Origin of the sequence: Bacillus sp. FSL R12-0074 (assembly GCF_038005725.1) — a bacterium.
Taxonomy (GTDB): Bacteria; Bacillota; Bacilli; order Bacillales; family Bacillaceae_G; genus Bacillus_A; species Bacillus_A mycoides.
The window spans coordinates 2330585-2348010 of record NZ_JBBOTR010000001.1 but is presented as its reverse complement, the minus strand read 5'-3'; the positions used below and the strand labels follow the sequence as shown (position 1 = coordinate 2348010).

Annotated in this window: 13 protein-coding genes and 3 pseudogenes; 4 read left to right on the top strand and 12 right to left on the bottom strand. The window is 32.4% G+C overall.

Going from position 1 to position 17426, the window contains the following annotated elements:
- Positions 1–158: 158 nt before the first annotated feature.
- Positions 159–1107 (bottom strand): annotated as a pseudogene (locus NSS97_RS12275) (hypothetical protein).
- Between the two features lie 486 nt (positions 1108–1593).
- A complete protein-coding gene (locus NSS97_RS12270; RefSeq protein ID WP_002031957.1) occupies positions 1594–2211 on the bottom strand; it encodes a helix-turn-helix domain-containing protein in 618 nt (205 codons plus the stop codon).
- A gap of 114 nt (positions 2212–2325) precedes the next feature.
- Here NSS97_RS12270 and NSS97_RS12265 point away from each other — a divergent pair, with 114 nt between their 5' ends.
- Complete coding sequence (locus tag NSS97_RS12265; protein WP_341112668.1) at positions 2326–3216, top strand: DMT family transporter; 891 nt, start codon at positions 2326–2328, stop codon at positions 3214–3216.
- Positions 3217–3417: 201 nt separating this feature from the next.
- On the opposite strand, the gene NSS97_RS12260 is transcribed toward NSS97_RS12265, so the two are convergent.
- From NSS97_RS12260 to NSS97_RS12225, 8 genes and pseudogenes are all read right to left on the bottom strand, one after another.
- Entirely contained in the window at positions 3418–4323 is a 906-nt protein-coding gene (locus tag NSS97_RS12260) for a DUF2935 domain-containing protein (protein ID WP_002165842.1), read from the bottom strand.
- 306 nt (positions 4324–4629) lie between these two features.
- Complete coding sequence (locus NSS97_RS12255; RefSeq protein WP_060751767.1) at positions 4630–5142, bottom strand: GNAT family N-acetyltransferase; 513 nt, start codon at positions 5140–5142, stop codon at positions 4630–4632.
- A 185-nt stretch (positions 5143–5327) separates the two neighbouring features.
- Positions 5328–6224, bottom strand: a pseudogene (locus NSS97_RS12250) (GNAT family N-acetyltransferase).
- Positions 6225–6278: 54 nt separating this feature from the next.
- Positions 6279–6377: pseudogene (locus NSS97_RS12245) on the bottom strand (GNAT family N-acetyltransferase); the annotation flags it as partial.
- A gap of 198 nt (positions 6378–6575) precedes the next feature.
- Positions 6576–7781: a Ger(x)C family spore germination protein gene (locus tag NSS97_RS12240; protein WP_107887511.1), complete on the bottom strand. Its 1206-nt coding sequence runs from the start codon at positions 7779–7781 to the stop codon at positions 6576–6578.
- Entirely contained in the window at positions 7765–8868 is a 1104-nt protein-coding gene (locus NSS97_RS12235; RefSeq protein ID WP_044439671.1) for a spore germination protein, read from the bottom strand. The genes NSS97_RS12240 and NSS97_RS12235 overlap by 17 nt, the downstream gene beginning before the upstream one ends.
- A complete protein-coding gene (locus NSS97_RS12230; RefSeq protein WP_107887510.1) occupies positions 8865–10445 on the bottom strand; it encodes a spore germination protein in 1581 nt (526 codons plus the stop codon). The genes NSS97_RS12235 and NSS97_RS12230 overlap by 4 nt, the downstream gene beginning before the upstream one ends.
- A gap of 431 nt (positions 10446–10876) precedes the next feature.
- The gene (locus tag NSS97_RS12225) at positions 10877–13111 is read right to left on the bottom strand and encodes an MMPL family transporter (RefSeq protein ID WP_107887509.1); all 2235 of its coding nucleotides are present in this window, start codon (positions 13109–13111) and stop codon (positions 10877–10879) included.
- 122 nt (positions 13112–13233) lie between these two features.
- Here NSS97_RS12225 and NSS97_RS12220 point away from each other — a divergent pair, with 122 nt between their 5' ends.
- Entirely contained in the window at positions 13234–13857 is a 624-nt protein-coding gene (locus tag NSS97_RS12220; protein WP_002085667.1) for a TetR/AcrR family transcriptional regulator, read from the top strand.
- 126 nt (positions 13858–13983) lie between these two features.
- On the opposite strand, the gene NSS97_RS12215 is transcribed toward NSS97_RS12220, so the two are convergent.
- Both NSS97_RS12215 and NSS97_RS12210 read right to left on the bottom strand, forming a co-directional pair.
- Complete coding sequence (locus NSS97_RS12215) at positions 13984–14637, bottom strand: MBL fold metallo-hydrolase (RefSeq protein ID WP_107887508.1); 654 nt, start codon at positions 14635–14637, stop codon at positions 13984–13986.
- Between the two features lie 82 nt (positions 14638–14719).
- Positions 14720–15127, bottom strand: a complete 408-nt coding sequence (locus NSS97_RS12210; protein WP_002085668.1) for a GNAT family N-acetyltransferase — start codon at positions 15125–15127, stop codon at positions 14720–14722.
- 673 nt (positions 15128–15800) lie between these two features.
- On the opposite strand from NSS97_RS12210, the gene NSS97_RS12205 reads away from it, so the two are divergent.
- Both NSS97_RS12205 and NSS97_RS12200 read left to right on the top strand, forming a co-directional pair.
- Positions 15801–16241, top strand: a complete 441-nt coding sequence (locus NSS97_RS12205; protein WP_107887507.1) for a MarR family winged helix-turn-helix transcriptional regulator — start codon at positions 15801–15803, stop codon at positions 16239–16241.
- Between the two features lie 45 nt (positions 16242–16286).
- Positions 16287–17108, top strand: coding sequence for a class I SAM-dependent methyltransferase (locus tag NSS97_RS12200; RefSeq protein ID WP_044439690.1), 822 nt, complete (start codon positions 16287–16289; stop codon positions 17106–17108).
- Positions 17109–17426: the final 318 nt, after the last annotated feature.

Here is a 17426-nt window from a genome sequence, read left to right as displayed (position 1 = left end):
TAAAATCTTACATATTTGAAAAAACAATATACTACTAACAAAAAAAGAGACTTAAACTAAGCCTATTATTACAGGTCATTATAATTTTCTACCATTTTTTATAAATATGTTAGTTTATGAATGTGTACCATTTACTATTAATTTAAAGTTAGACACTTTTACTCATTAATAATACAACAGAATTTCTCAAATGTTTTATCTTTATATTCTGGAACCCTTGTTAAGTGATCAAAATAACTATATGAAAATTTAAATATGTGCCCAAAATCCCAATTAAATTCGCTGTAGTCTTTAAGCCAAAATGCATTATCTAGCGGAAGTGTATCAACTTGTTTTGCTTTTGTAAGAGGTAAACGATCTACAGGAGAATTCAATATTATTTGGGCATTCGGCATTAAATTGCGACTTTTTCTAAGTACATAAACTAGCTTTAATAGTGGTTTTATTCCTCGTTGAAATAATTCTATATGCCCTAAGTCATATAATATATTAATCGCATGTGAGAAGGTAAGCATATGACCAATTAAATCGTGATGTGATTCTGCCTTATATAACATTAAGTTCAGATAATTCATTTAAAATAAATTTAGATAATTGCTTTGGGTTTTTAATTTCGCTTTGAATCTCCTCATTATTTATAATTAGTTGCTTTACTTCTTTAGTTGTAAAACCAATCCAAGATCTACCGGGAATTGTTTTTTGAAACGATAATATAAGGTTTGCTATATTATTAATATCTTGCTCACTCCCCCAATGACTTAACTCCTTAATGGCTAGTAAACTTAAAGAAGCGTAAATTACATTATGACCAACCCAATGGAGTTCATCAATCGTTTGTTCCAAAGATTTAATTATCGTTTCTTCAGCACTTTGATAATCGACACCTTGTTTATTATCAATTGTTTCGCCTAACCTTTGCTTATGGAGCATCATTTTCGCTTGAGAATAAATGTTACAGGCAGTTTTTTCATCAATGTTATTGTTTTTCGTAAAAAAATAACTAGCAATGGCAGCTGCTCCGAAATGTGCATGCCAAATATCATTTGTTTCTTTTTTACATTGAGATATAATTGAAAGCCCATCTTTTAATACACTTATATTTCCCATCTCTCTTATCCCCTCTAAACCCTAATAAAAATGGTTTTTTAGCATCTACAAAGTCGGCAAAAAGCCAGGTGAAAACTCTTGAAAAGTTTCCTCCTTTACAGTTATAAATTAAAATTGCCCCTGTCGCTCAACAAGAATTAAATTTGCTTCTAATAATATTTTGAGATGATACTTATTCATCCCTAATGCAGTCTCAATCTTCCACAATTGTGTTTGTTTTGATTATGAAATAAATAACGAACAATTTCTCGTTTTACTCCTGCCAAAGCCTTAAAAATTTTCACTCTTTGTTTATCTGAATTATTTGGTTTGATAGTCATGGAACTATCTTATTTTTTTGTCAAATCTCTCATCTTCTTAAACATACAAAGTGAAAATCAAATGTGTATGTATTTATAGATAGTTGTTTTATTATACACGCAAATCTTTATGTAATTGATACTTTCTATTATGTTACCACTTAGTATGTATCCTTAAGCTACTTCCTTAGCTTAACGAAGGTGTTAATACAAATAAGATGTGATTCATTTCATCACTCTTATTCAAAAATCTATGTTTCACGTTCGGTGGAATACGCACAACATCTCCTTCTTCTAAAAAATATTCATTCCCTTCCAATTCCACATACACTTCCCCTTTCATTACAACTGCAATTTCTTCCTTATCTTCGTGGGAATAGTGACTTTCTGTTGTATTTGCATATCCGTTTAAATCCATCATTAACATTTCAATGCGAGCTTTCATAAAATCTGGTGTTAACACATCATAAACAATATGATCATTATTTTCTCGATATACTTTTTTCCGATCTTTCTTCTTAGAAATAAGTGAGTCTGTATCGATATCATTAATAAAAAGAGTAAACAGCGGTACATTTAATGCTTTCGCTATTAATTCCAATACATTTAAAGAAGGATTGGCATGTCCTCTTTCAATTTGACTAATAAGTGAAGTACTGATTCCTGCATAATCAGCAAATTCACGAATTGTCATATTATTTTTCTTACGATAACTTAAAACAGTTTGACCTAGCCGATAATGAATCATTGTTACAACTTCCTTTCGTCCATCATAATACATCTTTTGTCCCTTTTGTGCTGACATACTAAACAGTGGCAATTAATCCTTCCTTATTTCATCTTAGGCTTATATACTAACTTTTGTACATTATATTATATACAGTTCATTATAATAAACAACCAATCGGAGGGAGAAACTTTGAAATCATCTATTCTTTCATATTTCATCTTATTTTTTGGCGTGTTCGCCTTATCTACTTCAGCTATCTTCGTAAAAATAGCCGATGCCCCTGCAGCAATCACTGCTTTTTATCGATTATTGTTTGCTACGGTAATTCTTTTACCGTTTCTAATATTTAATACAAACAATCGAAGCGAACTTCGCTCATTATCAAAAAAGCAATGGGGATTTGGACTCTTATCTGGATTATTTCTAGCAGCTCATTATGTACTATGGTTTGAATCATTACAGTATACTTCCATAGCAAGTTCTACAGTTATCGTAACGTTGCAACCTTTATTTTCAATGGTCGGTGGTTATTTTTTATTTAAGGAACGGTTTACGAAAGGTGCGATTATAGGCCGCCTTATTGCAATTTCAGGAAGTATCGTGATTGGGTGGCAAGATTTTCAAATTAGTGGCGAGGCTTTATACGGCGATATTTTAGCTTTTATTGCTGCTGGCGTCATAACAGCTTACTTTTTCATTAGTCAATATGTTCGTAAAGACCTATCCCTAATACCGTACTCGGTAATTAGTTATGGCAGTAGTTCACTCTTTCTCGGTATATTTGCTTACACACAACAATCATCTTTCTTCAATTACACTGCACAAACATGGTGGTCCTTTATAGGTCTTGCATTCATTGCAACGATTTTAGGACAAACAATTTTTAATTGGTTATTAAAATGGATGAGCGCTACTGTTATCTCGATGAGTATTTTAGGAGAGACAATTGGAACTTGTATTTTAGCCTATTTCATTTTAGATGAAACAATTTCTTTACAGCAAGGACTAGGAATTCTACTTATTTTCATTGGATTAGCATTATTTTTATTACAACCGAAACAATCAAATCACAATTTATAAAGTGAAACTTTAATCAGTGGGGGTTTTGTTCATCCCCCGCTGATTATTAGCCTTCACCAATAGGGCGTTTACGGGCAGTTGATCTCCCACATAACTTCTTTGCTCCAGCCAAATTTTGAGGTGGGAGTTTTACTGCCCACAAATAGCGGGATAAACAAGAAAAGCATGACATTAGTTTGCCATGCTTTTCTTGTTTATTTATTATTGCGGAGATTGTTCCACTTGCTTTTGCTTTAGCCTTTGCTCCAATACATGAATCATAAAGAGGAAATGCTCTGCCTCTCTTGTAACATGATCAGCAAGCAATGGATTTATGACATTTCGAATTTGGCATGTTTGAATTAACTCTAATCCTGCTTTTTTGAAATTCCTTAACTCAACAGTAGCATTTTCACTATCTTTATTCATTTTTCCTATAATCGGATATGTCGGTTCTTTTTGATATAACATCGATTCAACATCTCTAGCTTGATTAAGAAGAATTTCAAAATCATCTCCAAATTTCAACGCTGTATGAACAAGATTTCTCTCCGATTGATCCAGTAATGAAGCAATAAAACGTGAGTGTTCCATCATAATTCGTAACCAGAAAACATTCTCGCTAATAATCGCATCTTGAATAGGATCCATCTTGCCTTCATTAAACTTTTGAAGTGTCCGCATAAAATATTCCGCTTCTCGTGCAACGTGATCCACTAAAAGTGGAAAATTAAACCCTTTCACTTTACAATTGATGATTAAAATTAGTAAGTTTCTTTTATAATTACGAAAAGCATACACTAACTGAATGCTCTCTTCATTTAATTGCCTTACCGCTTGAACAGTTTGTGGAATAGTAAATGCTTTTTGCAGCTGCCTATCAAACTGATTATAAAACTGTTCTACTTGCTGAATTAAATTTTTATCGTTACGATTAAACCCCTCACCAAGAAACAAAGCATGCTCTTTCATAATACGTAACCAAAATCTATTTTCAGTTATAGATCGTTCAATAAATAATTGTTCTGTTAATGATTCAGATGGAGCTGCTTTCAATTCCGGTGGCAACAGCATAGCTCGCTGTGGGTCCATAATAAAATGTCCAGGAATAGGTTGGTCTGTCGACATTACAATCACTCCTTGTTCCTCGAATGCTCAATTATACTATGTATGAAAATAAATAAAATTTAAATATACTTATGCAATCGTTTTTTCAAGGTTTTTGAACTTTCCACATATGCATTCCCCTTGCACATAGAAATAGATTCTATTAAGTCATATGCTTTCCGGATTGAGATGATTCCTAATGCTTCATCCTTTAAAACATCCTTTAAATAAAAATTGCTCTTTATTTTTAATAAACTGAAAAAAGCATGGCGTCCTTTTGCCATACTTTTTTCAAAACAAATCGATATTTCTGTTCAATTTACACCCCTATTTATTATGTACAATCAAACCATTTGGTCTAAAACGACTCATCATGATTTCGTTAACAAAATTCCCATGAGCCTTCAAATTCCCAACCTTTACACCCTCTTCGATAAATCCAAATTTTTCATATAATACTTTGGCTCTAGGATTCGTTTCTAATACACCAAGTTCCACTCGTTCTAACATTAGCCAATTATCAGCTAAATCAAGCATTTTTGTAAGAAGTGCTTTTCCAATTCCTTTATTGTGATACTCACTATCTACTCCGATGAATAAATCACCCGAGTGAGATCTTCGCCCTGGACTTTGGGTTAAACCGACAAATCCAACAACTTCTCCATCATATTCTGCTACAAATTCAAATTGATTCTGTGCTAAATTTCGAATTCTATTCTCCATTGCATCTACACGCATACTAGGTAGGAAAACCATATATGGTAAAACATCATCTTGAATGCATATACGATGAATTGCTCTAGCATCTTGTGTTTCTACTGCTCTAACGTTAATCTCCATCTTTTTCCCCTCCATTCAAATATTCATATTCTAATATCCCATATTAAAATCCTGCCAACCCTTATTTCTTTGTGTTATTTTTATATAATTATTTCGATATAATATTCGCTTTTTGAACATCATCTCTTATATTCCTCTCGTTCAAAATGAAAAAATCACTTAGAATATGCTAAGTGATTTTTTATTTAATTTTTTACCCTATTATACGACTCAAGCAGTTCTTCTACTGAAATACCATTTATTTTCATACCAGTAATATCACAATTTTCTATTTTAATATTTTTCAGATTACTACTACGTATTGTAGTACTTTCCAAATCACATCTATCAAATGAAATAGGATCTTTATCCTCTCCAAGGCTTGTATCTCTAAATTGAACTCCACCTAAAGTCACAAAATTAAATTTACTGCCAGAAATATTTAAATCTGCATATGAGGAATTTCTAAAATTAATATTTCTAAAGGTTCATTGACTTACATTACTGCTAACATATGAACTATTTTTTAAATTTACTTGATAATACTCTGTATTTGCCAAATTACAGTTTTCGTATTGACCATTTTTCATATCTTTATTTTTAACTAAGTTTTCTTCGCTTAAGGCTATCTTTATTTTTTTCACATAACAATACTCATCTTCCGTTTCAAAAATTGTTTCATAGCCCATTTTTTTATAAAAATGATGATTATTAATCTGTCTACTAGACGTCTCAAGATCCCAAATTCTTACGCTTGGAAACTCTTCTTCTATAAAATCAATAACCTGTGCTCCAATTCCTATTCCTTGATGTTTAGGATCTACAAATATACGATCAATTCTAACGTAAGACTTACCAGAAATCGTAACTATAATTCCCCCGATAATTTCTTTATTCATTATCACTTTGAAAGATTCCAGTTCTTCAATCGAATATTTCATCATTTCAACTGATAAATATCCTGGTGGTTGAATATTATAATCAATTACACCATCTTGATCACACAACCATTGTTTTGCTTCTTCATCGAATGTTCTTTTCATTATTTCTGTCAACTTTTCAGCATCTAAAATTGTAGCTTTTTCAATAGATATTATCGTCATTTTGTTTTCCCCTTAAATGTTAAAAACCAATAACTTATATGTACAACAAAGTTATTAATTCACTTTTGTTTTTAATACTTTTCCCATTATTACATAAGGAACATCATCTTTACTTGGATGAAATGGTTCCAATAGATTTACCCAATCTAATTTCCCATTCATTACTCCTATTTTTAGCGATTATATTTACTAGCATTTATAAATAATTATAAAATAAAGAATATTAAAACGGAATATTTATCTTCTCATTCATTTGCTAATTACAATAAACCTGCACAATAAAAAGCTCTGGAGCATTTTTATAAAAAATTCATGCTTCAGAGCTTTTGTATATTTTAAATTATTTCTTCGTTATGCGCCTTCCGTACCATAGTCTTCAATGGTTAGCTTAACATTATATTTAATTGGCGCCTTACTAAACACTTTATCCCAATCCTTTTCAACTTTCTTCCATACTTTTGGATACTCGATTTTCAAACTAGTATTAAAGCCAGCAACATCAGTTTTATATTCCTTTTGAATTTTTTGTAATGTATGTTTCACTAATCGCTTCACTTCTTGTTGGGCAGATTGCTCCGTCCTTTTGAGAAATGTATTTTTAAAAGCTTCCTCTGATTCAGACCAGTTTTCGGATAGCCGTCCCACAGACTGCACATTGACATCGAAAGAGATTTTATCCCCTTTAACATGGGGCGTAATTTTACTTTTCATAGATTTCACTTCATACATAACTAATTTTTTCGTCTTTTTATCATAACTTTTCACTAAGCCACTTTTCCCTTTTGCAGTGATCCACATTAAGCCTTCTAATTCATTTTCATTCAAAAATCCACGAAGTTTTTTTGTACGCCCCTTAATTACAGCGGCACCTACATATTTCACTTCTCCGTTTATGGAAATCACATTCGGTAAAAGAAAACTCGCCCCAGATTTCACCTTTCCTGGTAGTTTAGCAAGTGGCATCGACGGTAAAATTCGTGAGGATCTATATTGATTATCCTCGATTTCAACCAAGCGAAATGCTGGAATTTCCCCAGGTTCTTTTGATTTTAACGCATCACTAGCTAGCCCTTTACTAACCATAATAAAGCAACTAGGTCTCATCTCATTATCCCGAACATAGATATCTAATAACTGCGTTAAATTATATGTTCGAGCAATATTTTCACTAACAACTATTACTTTCGTATGATGAAAAATAATAGGCCTTTGCCTTCTTAATGCAACTTCACGTATTGATTGATGAAGAGAATCTCCTGTTTCTGCAACATTCATATAACCTTTTTGTTGTGATACTCCACCTTTCCCTCCATCTGATGATGATTGTGCTTTAACAAATTGGTAGGTGGTTGTTATTAAATTCTTCTTTTTATATCCACCGCCCTTTTCTTCAATTTCTTTCTCAATCTTTGTTTCTTTTTCTTTATCTATTGCTATACCTACGGCGAAACCTAACTCCTCAATTTCATGACTACTCCAGCATCCTGTAAGTAATAAGAGAAAAACGATTGACATTATTCTAATTATATTTTTTCTACCTTTAACATTTTGGTTCATGCCTTTTTTTCCTCCCCTTCGAAATCATAAGGAGAAGAAACGGAAGAATACCAAATAAAATTATTGCTGCGTTACTAATCATATTTCCAAATTCAAATAACTCATTTATGTTTTTCGGAATTGCGGCAACGATATATATTACTGGGAGTAATCCATACAAGAAGGAATGAATATTTTTATTAAAAAGCTGCGCTAATCCTAAAGCAGCTGCATAATAACAAATCGTATATGTTGCAAAAATTTGCATTAGCCATATCACTAATAGCAAAGATTCGAACCGTTCAAAAATTAAACCTTGAATTTCAAAGCTTCTCATAAGATCAATTGTAGGCCATGTTCTCATCAATACCCCATCGATAGAAAACGCACCAATAACCATTACAACTGTAATGACATAAAAAAATAAAGGAATCATAGTGCCAATTATTACAACCCTTACAGCTTGAGATGGCTTCTTCATAAATGCTAATAGTAACAACATAATTTCCGCTCCCGAATATGCCATAGTTGTTGTTTTTAGACCTTTTAGTACAGGAACAATACCTAATCCTAATACAGGACGAAGATTATCGAGTTCAAATATTCCAGTGCTCATAAAAGATGTCACTAAAAAAATAAAAACTGTAATTGGAAAAATAATTTCAAATAAACGTGCTATCGCATTTATTCCGCCTAAATTTAAGTAAAGACTTATCCACATGAATGGCATAATAATAGCCCAGTCAGGCGTACCTTCTAGTAGAAAGAAACTTGTTATACCTTCCAACGTTCTTAGTTCAAATGAAGCGAGTGTAAAAAAGTAACCGATAATCAATAAACTAATTAACACTCCAAGCCATTTCCCTACAAGTTCTTGGCTATATTGATAAAATGTTTTTTCAGGAAATTGTTGACTTAACTTCACGATAATTACACCCGCAACCATCGCAATTAATCCACCTAAAATAACAGTTATCCAAACATCAGGTGTATTCACTTTCTCAGCCGCGGTTCTAGGTAAAGTGAGAATTCCGATTGCAAGTATATAATTGATAAGAATAACAGCTGCTTGTGAAGTAGGAATTTTATCCTTTGAGTTCGTAATCATTCCTCTTCACTTCCTTTCCGTACATAGTCTTTTAATTTCAACATTTTCGGACGCCGCTTCATCATCTGAATTGGCATACGAACCATAAAATCCTTCCAATCAGTAAATTGATATAAGACAGCTGGGCTAGCATAAGGGACACCAAAACTTTTAAGCCTTGCAATATGGCTACATATAAAGAGGAAAAATAGCACAACTCCATATAATCCAAATACAGAAGCAAAAAACATAGCTACAAAGCGAAGAATACGTAATGGAATTGCTGTACTATAATGAGAAAGTGCAAAAGAAGAAATAGCTGTGGCCGCCACAATGATTACCATAATTGGACTCACAATTCCTGCTTCTACAGAAGCTTGTCCAATGATTAACCCTCCTACTATTCCCATTGCTGAACCAATTGGTTTAGGTAATCGCAGCCCTGCTTCTCGTAAAATTTCGATAGCAATTTCCATAAACAAGGCCTCTATAATTGCAGGAAACGGGACGCCTTCTCGTCCTCCTATAATTGAAATTGCTAACTTAGTCGGAATCAATCCGGGATGAAACGATATAAATGAAATGTACAGAGCTGGAGCAAAAAGAGCAATAAAGGCTGTTACAAAGCGTAATAACCGAATCAGCGTACCTGGTATCCAGCGCTCATAATAATCTTCAGGTGATTGCATCATCATACTAAATGTAACCGGAACAATTAACGCAAAAGGTGTTCCATCCAATAGAATTGCAACCCTTCCCTCCATTAGTGCAGCGATTACTTTATCAGGGCGTTCCGTACTCTGTACTTGCGGAAAAGGACTTAGATAATTATCTTCAATAAGTTGTTCTACATAACCTGACTCTGGCACATTATCAATATTAATTTTCTGAATTCTCTTCTTAACTTCTTCTACTAATTCCGGATCAGCAATCTCTTTCATAAAGGCAACGACCAATTCTTTTTTTGCTCGTTCTCCCACATGAAACTTTATTAAAGATAATCCTTCGTTTTCACCATGTAACCGTAACAAAGCAGTATTATCCGACAAAACTTCTGTGAAACCTACTCGTGGACCTCTGACCGTCCCCTCTGATATCGGCTCTTCAACATTGCGTGTTTTCCCTTTTTTTGTATTAAGTATTAATACATCTGATAGTCCATCAATAAATAACGCCGTTGAACCCATTAACACCTTTGACATCATTTTTTGCACAGATTGCACTTCTTCCACTCCACTAATAGGAAGAACTCGGTTTTTAATAAACTCTTTTGAAACACTATCTTTCATATTAGACGATTCATCTTTATACTCATCAGGAAACTTACACATTAATGATTTCATAATGTGCATATCAATAAGATCCTTATCTGACAATCCTTCTACAAAAACAAGAACTGCGCGGATGCTAGTCCCGCCGATATTAAACTCTCGACAATAAACGTCCGAATTATCAAGAGCCTCTTTTTTTATAACCTCTAAATCTAAATTGAAATTACCTGTAAAATAGGATTCAGGAACTTTAGTGGGCTCATCTTCATATGTATTACTTTGATCTTTTCTTTGATTAACCATTGAATCTTGAGCTTTCACCTTCATCACTCTTTCTCCAAAAAAGCTTCTTATACCATTCTTCTTTACATATCAATATTTGTTTTCACTTGAATGTAGTTCGTTATATTATTCTTTTTCTAATGTGCGAATCCAACTAAAAAATCTTGAAATTATATATGGAATGAATAGTACGATAAAGGCTTGTATAAAAACTTTCCACTCAGGTACATACAAAACAATCATGTCCCACATTTTAATCATCCTATAACGATAAATAATTTTAGAAATTCCTCACTCAATTGGAATTTCTTACGAATTATTATGTCTGATAAGAAAAATTTTAATGCACTTAAAACTTCATTTTACATTTCATCTATATTTTTCATTGTATATTCAAAATGATCATTCTATATCAGACCAACAAAAAAGAAGGTGGCCTAAAAATCAGTTTTACTGACTTTATCGGCAACCTTCTTTTATAAAGTATCTTCTTTTTGTAATTGCTTTTCTTCTTTCCAAAGCTTTCCTGGCCAAAAAGCGAAGCGTCCTAAAACGACTGTAATCGCAGGTACAAGCAGTGGTCTTACAATAAATGTATCTAGCAATACACCGATTGCTGTCACAATACCGAATTGAACTAAAACTTGAATTGGCAATGTACCTAATACTGCAAATGTTCCTGCTAAAATTAAACCTGCGGATGTAATTACACTACCTGTTTGTATAACACCATTTTTAACTGATTCTAAATGATTTTGTTTCTTTTTATTCTTCCATATTTCAGAAACCATAAAGATATTATAATCCTCTCCTAAAGCAACTAAAAATACGAATGCATATAACGGTATCGCACCTTGTATCGCGGGAGCTCCCATACCGAAATGCAGTAAAATCCAGCCTGCTCCTAATGCAGAGAAGAAAGATAAAACGACAGTTACAATTAAGTAAATCATCGCAACGATTGAACGTAAATACACGAGTAAAAGTAAAGCGATGATACTAATCATAACCGGAATAATAACCGCTTCATCCCGTTCAGTAATTTGCTTTGTATCATATAAGGAAGCTGTTTCTCCGCCAATCCATAAATGATTCTCAGATTGACTAATTCCTTCATCTTTTAATACCTTTTCTACACTATTTTTCAATTTAGGGATTTGATCTAATGCTTCAATTGAGTATGGGTTTTCCACTAAAGAAACTTCATACATTTGCAATTGATTATTTTCTTTTCCCTTCATTGGCTCTTTCACTTTATTAACAAAAGATAATTTCTCTATTTCTTGTTTAATAGGTAAATCTTTCCCCTTTGAATCAACTACAATCTTTACTGGCGCTAATTCTCCAGCTGAAAAATGATCCGTAATTAATGTAAATCCTTCGCGTGATGGCATATCTTTCGGGAATGATTCTAATAAGTCGTACGTGTATTGAATACGCGGTACAAATGAAGCCAAGCCTCCTAATAAAAATACGGTTAGCATAATAATTGTCCACGGTTTACGTACAACAATATCCCCAAGTTTTTTACTAAAGAACCCTTTAGTATTTTTTACTTTTACTACTTTCTTTTTCTTTCTTGCAAACTCTTCATTCATTTCAGCTGTTTTCGGTATGAACGGGAAAAATGCAACTCTACCGAAAATTAATAATAATGCTGGAAGAATCGTTAAAGCAGCAATTCCCATAATGAAAACAGCCACACTAAATGGAACTGCGAATCGATGAAAAGCTCCATAATGAGCAAGTAATAACGTTCCTAACCCTAATACTACAGTAAGTGCACTCATTATAATTGCTCCACCTGATGCTTTTATCGCAAGTTGCAATGCTTTATACTTACTTTCTTCTTCTAGCAAGTACTCTTTATATCTTGAAATAAGAAATAAACAATAGTCCGTTCCTGCTCCAAACAGTAAGACAGTCATAATCGATATAGCCTGTGCATCTACTTTAATCCATCCATTGTCTGCTAAAAAGCCCAGTGTCGGACTGATAATTCCGTATGCAAAACCAACAACGAGTAAAGGTAAAATTGCTAAAATTGGTGAACGGTACAGTAAAATTAATAAAACCAATACTAGTAGTACAGTAGCAACTAATAATTTCACATCAGCTTGACTAAATAAACTTACCGCATCCGTTTGAATACCTACAGGTCCAGATAATCGAACATGTAAACCAGAGTCGGTAATTTTTTGTTTGAACGGATCTTCATCCACTTTACTATTCACTATTTTTCGTAACTCTTCTAAATTACCTTTTAATATATCCGTTCCAGCAGATTTATTAAAAAATATTGGTGTGACAAATGATGTACCATCTTTTGATGCACTTTTTGATAATACTTGCTCTGGAATTGTATCAAATGGTGGTAACAATGATTGTTCTTTTAAAGGGTCCGTTTTTAACTCTTTATAAACGTCCTGTATTAATTTGTAGTCTTTTGACTCTAATCCACCATCCCGATGCCATACAACTAACAACGGGTTTCCTGCATTATTAGGAAATTCTTTTTTCATAAGTGCTTCAGCTTGCTGTGACATAGCTGTTTCAGGTAAATTTTTCGGATTCGGTTCTTTCGTACTGTTTACTTGTGGTAACGTAAATGAAAGTACTAATGTAATAAGAATCCATACCGATAAAGTTATCCATTGCGTATTCTTCCCTGCTACAAGCCTCCCTAACATATGTAACGGGTGCTTTTTCATAAAACCCCACCTTCCTTTTTCCCTCCAATATTAATTATATATACTGGTCGGTTAATTAATCAAGAATGATTAAAAAATTATGTTATAATTATCTCAATAATAAATGTCAGGAGCGAATGTATTTGGATCAAAAACAACGTCCTCTCGGAAGGCCTCGTCAAAATAAAAATACAAAGTCTACAAAAGAAATCATTTTAGAAGTTGCAACTAGGTTATTTCTCACTCAAAATTATCAAGTTGTTTCAATGGATGAGGTCGCGAAAGAATGTGGAGTTACAAAAGCAACTGTCTACTATTACTATTCAACAAAAGCTGATCTATTTACCGCTACTATGATTCAAATGATGGTGCGCATAAGAGAAAATATGGATCAAATACTCTCTACGAATAAAACTTTGGAAGAAAGATTATTGAACTTTGCTACAGTATACTTACACGCAACGATGGATATTGATATGAATAATTTTATGAAAGATGCAAAACTTTCTTTATCTGAAGAGCAATTAAAGGAATTAAAAAATGCCGAGGATAACATGTATGAAGTGTTGGAAAAAGCGCTAGATAACGCAATTCTCCTTGGAGAAATTCCTAAAGGAAATCCTAAATTTGCTGCCCATGCTTTCGTCGCTTTATTATCAATCGGGAATTTTAAAGATGAGAATCACAATCCTACTCTTGCAAATATAGATGAATTAGCAAAAGAAATCGTTTCGTTTTATTGGAATGGATTAAGTCATCAAAATTAAATTGATTATATTTAATAAAGAGCACATTTGAAATTCCTTCAAACATGCTCTTTATTAATTTAAGGGTTTTATTTATATACTAGCAATTAAATTATACTTTAGCACTGATTAACAAAAAATCCTTATCTATAGCTCTTGAATTTGTGCATTTATATTCCCCTTACTTAATCCACCATGGTAACAAACTACAGAATCAATTTCTAGATTTAAATACTTCTTTAAAGAATTTTGCGCTTCTTTTATATCCAAAGTAGTTGGGGCATGAATTCCCCCTAAAATTCCGTTTACGCTATACATTGAATCCCCAGCGATAAGAGTTTTACTTTGTCTCAAATATAAACTAATATGACCAGGAGTGTGCCCTGGGGTATGAATAATAAGAATACCACCGAAATATGGAAGTTCTTGGCCGTCAACCAAAGTATCATCCACTTTTCCTTTCGGAGGATTCTGTACTTGTGCATCCTTCAACAAAGGTAACTCCCCCTCGATATACGGCTTATCTAGATCGTGAGCATAGACTTTTATATTACTTCCACAGTTTTGTATTAGTTCAGGAAGACTACCTATATGATCTATATCTTGATGCGTCAAAATCACGGCTTTTAGTTTATCAAACGATACTCCAACCTTCCCCATCTCTATTCGTATATCTTCAATTTGTCCAGGAAATCCAGTATCTATTAAAACTGCCATTTCATCATCCCATAAAAGAATTGGGTGAATAATATACTCTTGAAATTCAAGATGTAACATCTCTACCCCTTTAGCAATCTCCATAACATTATTCTCCTTTATAACGAAATTTTTGAAATCTAAAAATTGGCCTGATAAACAAGTAATTCTAAATTACAAAGCCCCGCTATCGTTTAATATGTTTCGTCATACCAATCGAAAATTCCTCAAATCCAATTGATTCATAGTAATATTTTAAATCTTCAACACACATAAGTTGTGGAATAACTCGTTTTTGTTCACAGTGCCGGATTAATCGTTCCACTATTTCCTTCCCAATGCCTTTGGACTGATATTCCGGTAATACACACACTCCGCAAATAATGCCAGTAATTACACCATCTGATATAACGCGTCCCATCCCTACTAACTTTTGGTCATCAAAAACATATATTGCATACCAACTTTGCTTACACATTTGCTCTAACTCGTTAACCGATAATTCAAGAGAATTCCATCCTAAAGATTCATACATAGTTAATAATTCATTGAAATCTTTAGGGGGTTCAATCGTGTAATTTAAAATAGTTTTCATGTAAATACTCCTTATCATCCTTTTTGTTTTTATTCCATAAAATTTTTGACCGTTGTTAAACTGACTAGAACAATACTTCAATAAAAAAAAATGAAACTCCTTCTCTTTAAAAACATAAGGAACTTAATAAGATTGGTACCATATATATTTCTCTATTTAATATTTGTTTAATATATCAACTAATGGTGAGTATAAAATATATACATTTCAACCATCACCAAATACTGAATCTAAATTACAATTATAAGAAAAAAAAGGTATCTCATCTTTGTGAGATACCTTCTTTTATATCAATCCATCATTATATTATCAACCAAAAATCATACAGCTACATACGATAAGAACAAACAAAACTAATAAACTATTTGAGAAATAACCCATAGAATACTACCCCTTTATTTCATTATGTAAAAGATTTTACCATAAAATTATTAATAGTATAATGACTGAAAAAGACATTGGCTTCATTAGTTTTTTATGTATAAAGTAATATTTTATAATCTTTCTACTCACCGCTCATAAAAAACTTTAACTTTTCCTCTACTGCATCTCTCACGATTTAAATAACATTGATATTAGTAAATAAACAATTACTAATATCAATGTTATTATTTGATTTTAAGTAAAAATAGTAATAAAATAATTACTAAATTGATAAAGGACACGAAAAATAATGACTAATAAAGAATTAATAAACGAATACATGAATTTATTATTAAATATGTCAGGTACTTTCAAATTATTATCAGAGAAATCCACTGAATTTACACATTTAGAGCAACACATAGTTGAGTATATTGCCCAGCAAAAAGTCGCTGTAAATTTAAAAATGATTGCTAGTTATTTAAACATACCTAAACAACAATTAAGTGTAACCGTTCGTAATTTAGAGCAAAACGGATACATTGTAAAAAAACAAGATACAGTAGATAAACGAGCTGTTTTAATTTCCTTAACAGATAAAGCTGAAAAAGTACATTATGAAAGATGGAAACAAATTTATAATAATTTCACTAGTAATCTTGAAAAACTCAGTGAAGAAGATCAACGTGATTTAACTTATGGACTGTATAAATCAAATAAAATGCTATCAAAAATGCTAAATAACGACTAATCATATATATATGATATTTTTTTATTATTAAATGGAGGACGTTTCATGGTTAAAGAAATAGATTTACAATCAGTTCAAAGTACTATGCTTATTCCACTATGGGGACGAGCATATGGTAGTGAGAAAAACAAGGATATTTTAGATGATACGGAAGCTATTCGGATTATTAAAGAATGCGACTTTGATTTCTCTAAAATAGCAGATACATTTGGCGAATATGGATGTATCACTTACATTACCCGTGCAAGAAAAATAGACGATACTATTAAACAATTTATTAGAAAACATCCGAATGCTACTATAGTAAATATCGGTTCTGGACTAGACACTACTTTTTCAAGAATTGATAACGGTACTATACAGTGGTATAACCTTGATTTGCCTGATGCGATCGCTTTCCGCAAAACATTAATTGAAGATACACCACGAAATATAAGCATTGCCAAATCATTTTTTGACACTTCTTGGTTCAACGATATAAAATATGATCCAAAAGACGGTATTCTTTTTATATCAGCAGGTGTGTTTTATTACTTTAAAGAAGAAGAACTGAAGGAGATATTTGTCGCTATGGCAAAACGTTTTCCTGGAGGAGAGTTATATTTTGATGCCGAATCAAAGTTCGCACTGACACTTTCGAATGCTACTGTAAAAAAATCTGGTAATAACGGCGCTATGATGTATTTTTACGTAAATAATCCAAAGACAATAGAAAAGTGGTCTTCTAACATAAAAATATTAAGCTGCTCCCCTTTCTTTAAACATATACCTACAAATAAAGATTGGGATGGAAGTACACGAATTATGATGCGAATTGTAAATTTAATAAAGATGTTGAAGTTCGTTCATATACGGTTTGAAAAATGATAAATCTATAGCTTATATATTAATCTATAGGATAGTTAGTCCATTATGAGGGCTAATTATCCTTTTTTATTTACATAATGAATGAAATAAGTAAACAATAAATATTTAGTTTAATCAGTATAATAAAGATATATAACTTGAAACGTTCGATTGGTTTTTGGGGGAGGGCATAGCCTCGGTGCGAAGGCAACACTCCGCTTTCGAGGACATGCTTCAGTTATAGTTTGTCACTATTTGAATTATAAATCAGTTATTTTATCTTTATCTGGATTCTTGCCCAAACTAATGACCTCTTCTCCTTTTCAATAGTTTCGAGTT